Origin of the sequence: Akkermansia massiliensis (assembly GCF_018847375.1) — a bacterium.
In the GTDB taxonomy this organism is placed as follows: Bacteria; Verrucomicrobiota; Verrucomicrobiia; order Verrucomicrobiales; family Akkermansiaceae; genus Akkermansia; species Akkermansia massiliensis.
The window spans coordinates 2604421-2616841 of record NZ_CP072036.1 but is presented as its reverse complement, the minus strand read 5'-3'; the positions used below and the strand labels follow the sequence as shown (position 1 = coordinate 2616841).

Annotated in this window: 8 protein-coding genes and 2 tRNA genes; 9 read left to right on the top strand and 1 reads right to left on the bottom strand. The window is 55.9% G+C overall.

Annotated features, from left to right (window positions below; all coding sequences use genetic code 11):
- Positions 1-321 precede the first annotated feature (321 nt).
- Positions 322-828, top strand: coding sequence for a hypothetical protein (locus J5W70_RS10905; RefSeq protein WP_022398244.1), 507 nt, complete (start codon positions 322-324; stop codon positions 826-828).
- Positions 829-1051: 223 nt separating this feature from the next.
- On the opposite strand, the gene J5W70_RS10900 is transcribed toward J5W70_RS10905, so the two are convergent.
- Positions 1052-1127, bottom strand: a tRNA-Ala gene (locus J5W70_RS10900).
- A 219-nt stretch (positions 1128-1346) separates the two neighbouring features.
- On the opposite strand from J5W70_RS10900, the gene J5W70_RS10895 reads away from it, so the two are divergent.
- The 8 genes from J5W70_RS10895 (at position 1347) to J5W70_RS10860 (ending at position 12331) form a co-directional block, all read left to right on the top strand.
- Entirely contained in the window at positions 1347-1622 is a 276-nt protein-coding gene (locus J5W70_RS10895; protein WP_215837059.1) for a hypothetical protein, read from the top strand.
- 72 nt (positions 1623-1694) lie between these two features.
- The gene (locus J5W70_RS10890) at positions 1695-2309 is read left to right on the top strand and encodes a PA14 domain-containing protein (RefSeq protein WP_022398242.1); all 615 of its coding nucleotides are present in this window, start codon (positions 1695-1697) and stop codon (positions 2307-2309) included.
- A gap of 1554 nt (positions 2310-3863) precedes the next feature.
- Positions 3864-7625 carry a methionine synthase gene (gene metH / locus J5W70_RS10885; protein WP_022398240.1) on the top strand — a complete coding sequence of 1254 codons (3762 nt, stop codon included), beginning with the start codon at positions 3864-3866 and terminating at the stop codon, positions 7623-7625.
- Positions 7626-7656: 31 nt separating this feature from the next.
- Positions 7657-8433, top strand: coding sequence for a threonine/serine exporter family protein (locus J5W70_RS10880; RefSeq protein WP_022398239.1), 777 nt, complete (start codon positions 7657-7659; stop codon positions 8431-8433).
- A complete protein-coding gene (locus J5W70_RS10875; RefSeq protein WP_022398238.1) occupies positions 8430-8933 on the top strand; it encodes a threonine/serine exporter family protein in 504 nt (167 codons plus the stop codon). The genes J5W70_RS10880 and J5W70_RS10875 overlap by 4 nt, the downstream gene beginning before the upstream one ends.
- A gap of 95 nt (positions 8934-9028) precedes the next feature.
- Positions 9029-9103: transfer RNA gene (locus tag J5W70_RS10870), tRNA-Gln, on the top strand.
- A gap of 660 nt (positions 9104-9763) precedes the next feature.
- The gene (locus J5W70_RS10865) at positions 9764-11092 is read left to right on the top strand and encodes a homoserine dehydrogenase (protein WP_022398237.1); all 1329 of its coding nucleotides are present in this window, start codon (positions 9764-9766) and stop codon (positions 11090-11092) included.
- Positions 11093-11113: 21 nt separating this feature from the next.
- Positions 11114-12331 (top strand): aspartate kinase, encoded by a 1218-nt coding sequence (locus J5W70_RS10860; RefSeq protein WP_022398236.1) that lies wholly within the window; start codon positions 11114-11116, stop codon positions 12329-12331.
- Positions 12332-12421 lie beyond the last annotated feature (90 nt).

The window sequence follows — 12421 nt, the reverse complement described above, 5'->3', positions numbered from 1 at the left end:
TTTGCAACGTCATCATGTACGAGAGAACTGTTTGTGCCTCTAAGAGTGATGGAATCGTTTATTTCCATGACGTTATTCTTGCGATGCATCCATCTTTTGAAAAGTTCGCCGTTATTTTAAAAAAAGGAGAATGCCGTTCGAAAGGGTAAACTTGGACGAGACCTGAACAAAGATAAAGTCGTGGTGTCGACAGACAACACGGCAGAATCCGAAAAGCCAACTAATAAAAGAGTAGGAACAACATTACCGGAATCTGTAGGCTGAGCGTTCCCATGGCAGAATCAACCGCTTCCCATTCCTGGTAAACACTAACCAATTATCATGAGCAATCTGGATACATTTAAAACATACCTCACCAATAATCAAAATGATGAAGCTATCAACTTTCTGAACAATACCTATTTTCAAGGGGACAAAACCTACCAACTCAAAGTGAAAGATTTTGGAGGAGACCACGCGCATGCCAAAACGGGAGGAACGGAAAGCTCTCCCTGCATCACGTTCAAACCTGCATATTTGCGTCGTATACTGACAAGCCCTACTAACGAGGAGGAAGTTTTTGCCAAGTGCATTTCCACCCTGCGTCATGAAAGGATGCATGTAACACAATTAATCAAAGGGGAATTCAGAACAAAAACCCCGGATGAACTGGAATTCATGGCTTATTCGGAAGAATTGCTTCCAGATTCCGCTCTGCCTGCGTTATCTGATGTTATGTGGGAAGCGGCTTGGAAAAAATCAGACGATCATTATGGCAAGCTAACAATTCCTTCGCAGGCATACCAAGACCGAAAGACACTGATTGACCAGCTCCGCGCCAATAAGTAAAGGACAACAAAACAGAATCAACGTTTCAAACCTGTTTTTTATTTCCTTAATATCATACGTTCATACAAGAAGTGGAACAAGATTGTCTCCTCAAACAACAAATGTTGAAATGATATCTTTTGTTCCACTTCTCTTCCTTCCACCAAACACTGACCCCCAGACTTTCAATACGGTTGATAAAACGGAAAAGGCCTTAAAGCGTTCATGCTTTAAGGCCTTTATTTGGTGGAGCATAGCGGGTTCGAACCGCTGACCTCCTCAATGCCATTGAGGCGCTCTACCAACTGAGCTAATACCCCTTGACTTTCGTCTTGGTGCGTCCCGTTGAGGACGGGGGAAAAGTATCATGACAGCAGCGGACACGCAAGCTTTTTCTGCAAAAAAGATGACCATGGACGATTTTTTCCGGGAAATGCCGGACCGGGAAGAAGTTCCAAGCCGCGCATGCCCGGAAACAGGAACAGCCGGAACAAATGTGTTTGAATAAGGTTCACTCCTGTTTTACCTTTTCATAAACGATGAAACGCCTCCTTTTTCAGCATCGCATGCTTTCCGCCGCCGCTCTGGCGGCTTTTTTCCTGGCCGGTTCCCTGCATGCCCAGGAGCCTCCCGCAAACACGGGGCAACCGGCCCAAACGGAAGACAGCGGCATTTCCACTCCCCGGAGGGTCGCCGGACTGAGCGTTCTGGCATTCCTGATCGGCTGGATGATTTGGAGAAGCGGTTCGCGCCGCCAAAAGGACGGCAGCCAGGACCAGGATATTCCCCGTGATGACACTGAACCCCGGGAATGACGCCGTTTTTGAAAGGTTGCCCCTATCCTTTCCGTAGTCGTTGCAGGGAATATCCCCCTGCCCCATTCATTCATGAACGTTATTCTACCCATCCTGAGCCTCCTGTGCGGAGCCATGCTGACGGAAGCGGCTTCCGGCGTCTCTGACGCGGGAGATCCTTCCCCCGGCGTAGTGCAGGAGCTATGGTTCGGCATTCCGGGAGCATCGGTGAAGGATTTGACGCACGGGAAGATTTTTGACACTGCGGCATCTGCGGTTCACACGGTCAGCAGTCTGGATGTGGAGAACCTGGGCGACCAGTACGGAGCCCGTTATTCCGCCCTGCTCCGGGTACCCGTCAGCGGCAAGTACCGTCTTTACCTGTCTTCCGACGATTCCGCGGAGCTGTGGCTTGGCAAGGACGCCACCCAGAAGGACATGGCCTGCATTGCCACCGTCAAGGGGTATTCCGATCCCCATAATTGGAGCAACCAGCCCAACCAGGCTTCCGAACCCGTTCAACTGGAAGCGGGCAGATTTTATTTTCTGGTGGTGATTCACAAGGAGGACGGAGGTCCGGACCATATGTCCGTTGCCTGGTCCGGTCCGGACATTCCCTCTCCAGTCATCATTCCGTCCACGGCACTGTTCGTGCCTCCCGGCGTTTTGCCGGAAGACAAGCTCCAGCCTCCGGCAGCGGCTGATTGAGAAGCCTGTCCATTTCCTCCCCTTCCTGCTCCTCTATATTTTTTCAAGGCACATGACCAATTTATCATTAGGAAAAGGAGTGTTTCCCATGAATTTCCATTGCCGGAAAAGGAAATAACTTCCCCTGGCATGATAAAAAACCGGACCTCCCCACGTCAGGGAAGTCCGGTTTTTCTCGTCGTATATCATGTAGTTAATTGGAGCGGCCTGACACCAAAAATGCCAAAACACCCACTGAAACCAATTTAGCGGATTTCTAATCCGTGGTCACATAAGCCCTGTAAGGTTTTTCGGCAGAGAAGCCTTTCTTCTCCGGGGAGCGCTACCATCCCCCCAGGATATAAAGAAGAGGAAAGTCCTGGGAATAAGGGCCTCCCGGCCCTTGAAAAGTACGTTAACAGAAGGAAAATGTTCCTTTCCCTCTCCCTTGGGATTTTACGTTTCATACGAAACCGGTAGGCTTCCGTTCCCAGATGGATGTCTTTGAACCATCGGGAATTTTTTCTCAAATCCTTTCCCTTCAAGGTAGGAACTTGACCACGGATTAGAAATCCGTCTTCATTCCGGTTACTTAAACGCCTGCTTGCCGTGCGGCAATTTCTTGTGCTGCTCAATAAGATAGGTAACGAAAAGGAATAATGGGGCCTTAGTGCTCGGCACGGGTAATTTCTCCGGCATTGAACCGGAAACGGCACCAGGCTTTTCTGCAAGCCTGGTCAAGATTTATCCAATTCATTTATTTTATGATTATTCCATAACTTTTTTACAGATATTCCATTTCATTTATACACCTGTTATTCACATTCTATTTACATTTCTTTTTTCTCTTTTGTCCAGAACTTGAACTTCTTTTCCACGGCGGCAAATCGTGAAATACGGAAAGGCTATCCGGGAAAGGAACAGCAGATTCTCGCTCAAGACCCTCCCTCAACAACAGAATGAGAAAGGCAGGAAAACTGTTTTCCATCATCCCTCATTTCCACTCATGGCCTAAGAAGGGAGAAATGCCAGGAAGCGTTTGTTTCCGGCGCCAATTCCTCCACTCCTGCCGCCACAGGCTAAAATTACGGAGTAAGCTTCCGGTCAGCAATCCACCATTCAATCGGTTTCCCTTTTCATTCCTTGTAGCCTTTTCCGCAGGGATTTTTCATCTCTCTCCCTACTCCAAAAAACCGTTTTCTAAAGCATTGCCGGAGTCAGCTACGACCACATGCCCGCCCAAAAGGATATACCGTAACTGCCCCATTATTTACGGGAAGCCAGGAAAAAAATCTTTTCCGGGCACCGGATATATGGAATTTCCCGTCACCTCCTCTTTAGCGGAAGAAGGAAGCCAGCTACTCCCTGCAGCGTTTGTTTATTTACCACAGGCATGTCATCGGCCATCAGCTTCCTGTTCCCTTGAATACGGTTTTCCATTCATTTCCACGGCACAGAATGAGGGCCAATAAGGGGGATTTTAAATGTACATTCCAGGGAAGGCTTCTTCAGAGGATGTGTGACGCCAATTGTCCTTGTTCCAAACACGGACGAACGTTAGATTTTCCGCGCCGTATGACCAGAGCATCCAGAATAGAACGCCTTGATTATCTGAAAGACCAGTTGCGCAAGAGGGTCGTCATCCTGGATGGCGCCATGGGCACCAATATCCAGAAGTTCAGGCTGGAGGAGGAGGATTACCGTGGAGAACGTTTTGCGGATGCGGCCCGCTACCCCAACGACCTGAAGAATAATAACGATCTGCTGGTGCTGACCAGGCTGGAAATCATTCTGGATATTCACCGCCGCTTTCTGGATACGGGTCGCGCGGATATTCTGGAAACCTGCACTTTCGGCGCTACCAGCATCGGCCAGCATGATTACTTCTGGCACCGTCCGGAAGAAGGACGGCGCAAAGACCAGGAGTATTTCCAGGAGGTGGTGGATGCCCCTGAATTGAAGGCCCTGGTCCGGGATTTGAACATGGCAGCTTCCGCACTGGCCCGCCAGGCATGTGACGAAGCGGAAGCGTCCGACGGAAAGCCGCGCTTTGTGGCCGGCTCCATCGGTCCCATGCCTGTTACCTGCTCCCTGTCCCCGGACGTGAACGATCCCGGCTTCCGGGCCGTGAATTTCCGCCAGCTGAGGCAAGCCTACCGCGACCAGGTTCTGGCCCTGCTGGAAGGAGGAGTGGACATGCTGCTGGTGGAGACGATTTTCGACACGCTGAACGCCAAGGCGGCCCTGTTCGCCATTGAAGAGATTTTTGAGGAACAGCCGGAGGCCGCCGTTCCGGTCATGGTGTCCGTAACGCTGACGGACAAGGCCGGACGCACGCTGTCCGGCCAGACGATTGAAGCGTTCTGGAATTCCATTCGTCACGTGCGCCCTTTTTCCGTGGGCATCAATTGCGCCCTGGGGCCGGACCTGATGCGCTCCTTTGCGGAGGAGCTTTCCGGCCTGGCGGATTGCTACGTGTCCATTTACGCGAATGCCGGGCTTCCCAACCCGCTCAGCCCCACCGGCTACGACCTTCTTCCGGAGGACATGGCCCGGTTCATGAAGGAGTATGCCTCTCTGGGCCTGCTGAATATCGTAGGCGGCTGCTGCGGGACCACTCCGGAGCATATCGGCGCCATTGCTGCAGCCATGGAAGGGGAGCCTCCGCGCATTCCGGCTTCCCAGGAGCCCGCGCTGCGCCTGTCCGGATATGAAGCGTACAATCATACGCGGGAGAAGAATACCCTTTTTGTGGGGGAACGCTGCAATGTGGCGGGTTCCCCCAAATTTGCGCGCCTGATTCGTGAAGGGAATTATGAGGAAGCGGTATCCATTGCCCGCCAGCAGGTGGAGAATGGAGCCGTGGTGCTGGATTTCTGTTTTGACGACGGCCTGATCGACGGCCCCGAGGCCATGGTCCGCTTTCTTAATCTCGTTTCCGCGGAGCCGGATATTGCCCGTGTTCCCTTCATGGTGGATTCCTCCAAATGGGAAGTATTGGAGGCCGGCCTGCAATGCATGCAGGGCAAGGGAATCGTGAATTCCATTTCACTGAAGGAGGGGGAAGAGGAGTTCCTGAAGAAAGCGGCGCTGATTAAAAAGTACGGCGCTGCTGCCGTGGTGATGGCTTTTGACGAACAGGGGCAGGCTTCCAATTACGACGACCGCGTCCGCATCGCCAAACGTGCCTATGACCTGCTGGTGGAGCGGGTGCAGTTCCCGCCGGAGGATATCATTTTTGACCCGAACGTGCTGACCGTCGGCACCGGCATTGCGGAACACGCCAATTACGCGCTGGATTTCTTCAAGGCAGCAGGCTGGATTTCCCGGAACCTTCCCCACACCCACATTTCCGGCGGCATTTCCAATGTCTCCTTTGCCTTCCGCGGCAATAATCCGGTGCGGGAGGCCATGCATTCCGCCTTCCTGTACCACGCCACGCGGCAGGGGCTGGACATGTGCATCGTGAATGCTGGGATGCTGGAAGTGTACGATAATATTCCCAAGGACAGGCTGGAACTGATTGAAGACGTTCTGCTGAACCGGAATCCGGACGCTACGGAACGCCTGACGGATTACGCTGAAAAACTGGCCGCGGAGAAGACGGAAGACGGAAAGGAAAAGAAGCCCGTGCTGGCCTGGCGGGAGCAGGACGTCGCCAAACGCCTGGAGTATTCCCTCATCAAGGGCATTACCGAGTTTGTGGACGCGGATACGGCGGAGGCGTTCCGGGAGCTGGGCTCTCCACTGAACGTGATCGAAGGCCCGTTGATGGACGGCATGAAAGTCGTCGGGCAATTGTTCGGGGACGGCAAGATGTTCCTGCCCCAGGTGGTGAAGAGCGCCCGCGTGATGAAGCAGGCCGTGGCATGGCTCACCCCGTACATTGAAGCGGACAGCAAGGGTTCCTCTAAGACGGGAAAGGCCGTGATCGCCACCGTGAAGGGGGACGTGCATGACATCGGCAAGAATATCGTCGGCGTGGTGCTGGGCTGCAACGGCTTTGAGATGATTGACCTGGGCGTAATGGTCCATTGCGATACCATTCTGGACCGGGCGGAAGCGGAACAGGCGGACCTGGTGATGCTTTCCGGCCTGATTACCCCTTCCCTGGAGGAGATGTCCCACGTGGCCGCGGAGATGGAGCACCGGGGGATGACCATTCCCCTGATGGTGGGGGGGGCCACCACATCCGCCCTGCACACGGCCCTGAAAATCGCCCCCCATTACAAGGGCGCCGTGGTGCATACGGTGGACGCTTCCCAAGTGGTGCCCGCCGCCGCCGCCCTGGTAAGCGAGAAGAAGGATTCCTACATTGCCGCCGTGAAGGCACGGCAGGAGGAGTTGCGCAACAGGCATGAAAACAAGCCCGTCCGCGACCTCCTGCCCCTGAAGGAAGCCAGGGAATTGCGCTGGAAGGGAGCGGAGGGCGGTTATCTTCCCCCCGTGCCCGCACGCCTGGGACCGGTCTCCATCGGCAGCCTGCACGGCTCCGTCAGCTGCGGCTGCTGCAGTGACGACCCGCGCTATTACGTGACCGTGCAGGAGCTGATTGGGCATATTGACTGGACGCCCTTTTTCCACGCCTGGGAATTGCACGGTTCCTGGAACCGCGCCAGCCAGGAGTTCCGGACGAAGGACCCTTCCAAGGCGGAGGCGGCCGCGGCCCTGTACCAGGACGCACGCGACCTGCTGGACCAGGCCGTGAAGGAGAACCGCTACCAGGCCCGCGGCGTCATCGGCATTTTCCCGGCCAATTCCACGGCCAGCCATGACGACATTACCGTCTGGACGGATGAGTCCAGAAACGTTCCGCAGGCCATCCTGCTGACCCAGCGGCAGCAGTTGAACAAGCAGGGAAAGACCCGGCTGGCGCTGGCGGATTTCATCGCTCCCGAGGGGGTGAAGGATTATGTGGGGGCCATGGCCGTCAGCATTCACGGGTCCAGGCGCTGGGCGAAGGAATGGGAAGCCAGGAATGATTCCTACCGCGCCCTGCTGGTCAGCTCCCTGGCGGACCGCCTGGTGGAGGCTTTCGCTTCCATCGCCCATGGCAAGCTGCGCCTTTTGTGGAATATTCCGGAAGAGTCAGGGGTGCGCCCCGCCTGCGGCTACCCCAGCCAGCCGGACCACCAGGAGAAGGAAACCGTGTTCGACCTGCTCCATGCCCGGGAGGAAGCGGGCATGAACCTGACGGAGACCTGGATGATGCAGCCCGTTTCCTCCGTCTGCGCCCTCGTGTTCTCCCACCCGGAAAGCACCTATTTTTCCGTGGGCGTCACCGGGGAGGACCAGCAGAAGGATTACGCCGCCAGAAGACAGGCCGCCCATTCCTGACTTTCCCGTTTTTATTCCGCCTTTCCCCTTTATGCAGCATACCGACCAAATACAGGCCCTTTCAGAGTTCCTGCTGGAGTACGCCACCACGCTTATGGGCGCGGGGGTGCACACCAACCGCGCCGTGCGCAATATTTCCCGCATTGCCGCCGCGTACGGGTACAGCGCGGATATGACCATTTTCCAGCGCAATATCACCATGAGCCTGATTTGCAAGGATGACGAGACGCTGCGCCGCACCTCCGTCCGGAAGCTGAAGCCCCTGGCGTTCAACTTGAACCTGATCCAGCAGCTCAGCGAATTGAGCTGGCTCCCGGTGGACAACAACGTCAGCATTGCGGAGATGGAGCAGGCGTTCCGCTCCATCGTGCGCACCAAGAGGTTTTCCCGCTGGACGGACCTGCTTCTGGTCAGCGTGGGCAACGCCGCCTTCTGCCGCCTGTTCAACGGGGACCTGTGGGCCATGCTGACCGTGTTCGCCGCCACCCTGCTGGGCTTCCTGGTAAAACAGCAGCTTTCCCGGTTGAAGTACAATCCGCTGGGCGTCATTATCCTTTCCGCCTTCGCCGCTTCCATGGCGGCCGCGTGCGCCGTCATCTTCCAGCTCGGCTCCACGCCTCAGATCGCCCTGGCCACCAGCGTCCTGTTCCTGGTTCCCGGCGTTCAGATGATCAATTCCATCATGGACCTGATGCACGGCCACATCCTGATGGGCATCTCACGCGGCGTCCATTCCATCATGATGATTTCCTGCATCACCATCGGCCTTTCCGCAACCATGCTCATCGTGGGGGTAAACAGCTTATGAGTCCGGATTTTCTTTCCTCCATCCTCCTGGACGGCCTGATGGCCGCCATTGCCGCCACGGGGTTTGCCGTCATCTCCAATCCGCCCAAGCGCGCCATTGCCGTTTCCGCCCTGCTGGCGGCCATCGGCCATGCCTTCCGGTTTTACATGCTGCATTCCTGGTCCATTGACATTTCCAGCGCTACCTTTATCGCCGCCTTCACCATAGGCATGCTGGGCGTCATGACGGCCAAGCTGGTGAAGTGCCCGGCGGAGATTTTCGCCTTCCCCTCCCTGCTGCCGATGATTCCGGGCGTGTACGCCTACAAGACCATCCTGGCCCTGATGCAGTTCATGCAGGAGAACCAGGACACGGCCACCATGAACCGGCTGATTGTAGAGATTTGCAAGAACGGCATCACGGCGTTCTTCATCATCTTCTCCCTGGTGATCGGAGTAGCCATTCCCATGCTGATGTTCAAACGGTTGAGCTATACCCGCATCATCAAGCCGGAACATTGACCGCCAAACGCCGGAACCGGGACATTTTTCTCTTGCCAGACTACGCCCCGTATGGTTTACTACGCCCCGCAACGGCAGGAATGCCAGTGCAAGACAGCCCCATAGTGTAATTGGTAACACACCTGATTTTGGTTCAGTATTTCTAGGTTCGAGTCCTGGTGGGGCTGCCAATCCAACCCTCTCTTCAAGGAGGGTTTTTTGCTGCCTTTTTCCGGCGCCGTTTCCCTGCCCGATTTCGCCAGCAGTGAGATTTCCCCCGGCCCCAGTGAATTGCCGGCCTGCGGCACGGCGGTTGTCCTGGCGGAACCTTCGTGAACCTGCAGCGCACCAGGGATGCCACCGGACGTAAGGAAGCCGTCCTTCCCGCATGTTCATTCACGGCCGTGCGCCGGGAATAAGGGTTCCGGCCCTTTAGACTCCGGACGGCACAAAGAAAATTCCCCGCCGCTGTGCTGCGGAAAATGTTTTAAATACGCTAGCCAGGAAACCAGACAAGCCTGGCGGACAGAAAGGATAGCTTGAAGCGCTCAGGAGGAATTAATCAAGCTTCCATTCCCAGGCAACGGCAGAATGAACATGGCGGGATATGATATTCCCCCCACTCCATTTATTTCTGGAGAATACAGAAGGATTTCCCCCTTACAAAATTTGGAACAGAAAACGGAACGGGCACTTCCGGAGATTATCCGGAGGAGCCAGGGGAACGGAGTAACGGCCACCCTTTCCACTTTCCCCCGTTTCCACGCCTTCCGGACGAGGGCCACGTGGCATTTCCAGACGGTAAAAGCTCTTGCGTTACAGGGATTTTTTTGCATAATCCCCCGGCAGGAATGACGGAAAAACCTATACAACTTGGGCTTGCCGGACTGGGGACGGTCGGTTCCGGCGTTTATGAAACGCTGTGCCGCAACCACTCCCTTCTGGAAGCCCGGAGCAAGATTCCTTTCAGAATCAAGCGCATCGCCGTGCGCAATCTGGAAAAACCCAGGGAAACCGCCGTTCCCCAGGAGCTGCTGACGGACGACTGGCAGGACCTGGTGAATGACCCGGAAATAGACATCGTCATCGAACTGATCGGCGGCACGCGCCAGGCTTACGAGCTGGTGACGCTGGCCCTCCGCGCCGGGAAACCCGTCGTCACGGGAAACAAGGCTCTTCTGGCGGAGTACGGCGCGGAGATTTTCAAACTTTCCGCGGAAATGGGCACGCCCATTTATTTTGAAGCTTCCGCCGGAGGCGGCATCCCCATCATCCAGAGCCTGCAGAATTCCCTGATCTGCAACCATATCAATTCCATTGTCGGCATCATCAACGGAACGTCCAATTACATCCTCTCCGCCATGGGGGAACACGGGGCCGATTACGCGGACGCCCTGGTCCAGGCCCAGAAGCTGGGCTTTGCGGAAGAAGATCCCTCCCTGGACGTCAACGGCTGGGACGCCGCCCACAAGGCCCTCATCCTGGCGATGCTGGCGTACGGAACCACCATTTCCCCTGACAAGATTTACGTCAGCGGCATTGAGAACATCACCAGCCGGGATTTCGAGTTCGCCAGGAAGCTGGGGTATACCATCAAGCTCCTCGTCGTCATCCGCTACCATGAAGGGCAGGAAGACGCCCTGGAACTGCGCGTCCAGCCCTGCTTTGTCCATGACTGGCATATCCTGGCCTCCGTGAACGGCGTATTCAACGCCATTTCCGTCAACGGAGACATTGTAGGGGAAACGCTGTTTTACGGCCGCGGAGCGGGCAAAAATCCCACAGCCTCCGCCGTCATCAGCGACGTGATCACCGCCATGCGTGAAAGCCGCTATCCTGAATACCATACGGGGTTCAATCCGTATGCCAAGTCCTGCGGAATCATGCACATCAATGATACGGTCACCCCGTATTACGTCCGCTTCCAGGTGGCGGACCAGCCCGGCGTCATTGCGGAGATAGCCCGCATTCTGGCCACCTTCGGCATCGGCATATCCGCCACCTCCTCCGCTCCCAGCCATATCGCTGAAGACGGAGCCCAGTGGAACGACCTCGTTTTCATCCTCCATTCCTGCCCGTGGGGCCAGCTTCAGAAGGCCCTGGAGGAAATTGCCCGCATTTCCTGCGTGGCGGCGGAACCCCGCGTACTCCGCATCGAACACCTTCTTCCTCAATCCTAACCTACATCATCATCCTGTTACATGGCTCTTATCGTTCAAAAATTCGGGGGCAGCTCCGTCGGCACCATTGACCGCATCCGCAATGTGGCGCGCCGCATCCATGACACCGCCAAAGACGGCAACCAGGTGGTCGCCGTCGTTTCCGCCATGAGCGGGGTGACGGACAAGCTGATCGGCCTGGCCAAAGAGTTGTCCGAATCCCCTTGCGAACGCGAACTTGACGTGCTGATGGCCACCGGAGAGCAGCAGTCCATCGCCCTGCTCTGCATGGCCCTGCACGAGCTGGGGGAAAAAGCCATGTCCTTCACGGGGGCGCAGGCGGGCATCACAACCTTCGGCAGCCATACGCGTGGCCGCATCCACAGCATCAACCCCACGCTGATGAACAAGTACCTGCTGGAAGGCAACATCCTCATCTGCGCCGGCTTCCAGGGAGCCACGGAGGAAGGAATGGTCCAGACGCTGGGCCGCGGGGGGTCCGACCTTTCCGCCATCGCCATCGCGGCCGCGCTGAAAGCGGACGTGTGCCAGATTTTTACAGATGTGGACGGCGTGTACACCTGTGATCCCCGCGTGGTGAAAGACGCCAAGAAGATACAAACCCTTTCATATGACGAGATGCTGGAGATGGCCTCCAACGGTTCCAAGGTGATGCAGTCGCGCTCCGTGGAATTCGCCAAAAAATTCGGCGTCGTCTTTGAAGTTCGCAACTCCATGAACACCAACCCCGGTACAATCGTGCAAGAAGAAACTCCCTCCATGGAAGCCGTCGTCATCCGCGGCATTTCCATTGACCGCAACCAGGCCCGCGTTACCATTACCGGCATTCCGGACCAGATCGGCTACACGGCCCAGATACTGGGCGCCCTGGCAGAAGCGGAAATTAACCTGGACATGATTCTGGCCAATACCGCTCATGACGGCTACGTCCGCCAGTCTTTCACCATGCCCTCCAACGAACTGGGCCGCGCCCAGGCTGCCCTCAAGCCGGTCATGGCCGCCCTGGGTTCCACCGTGAAGGTGGAAACGGAAGCGGGTCTTGCCAAGCTTTCCCTGGTAGGCATCGGCATGCGTTCCCACTCCGGCGTGGGAGCTACCGCGTTCAAGGCCCTGGCGGACGCCAACATCAAGACCGGCATGATTTCCACCTCGGAGATCAAGATTGCCGTGATGGTGGACGAGTCAGACATTGAGGAAGCGGCCCGGGTGGTGCACAGGGCGTTCAATCTGGGCGTCTAACACTTCCCCCTTTTTTCAGGCCCGGTTCACGGAAACGTGAACCGGTTTTTTCATGTATTTTCCCCCCTGTCCGGGACAGGGAGGGGAATG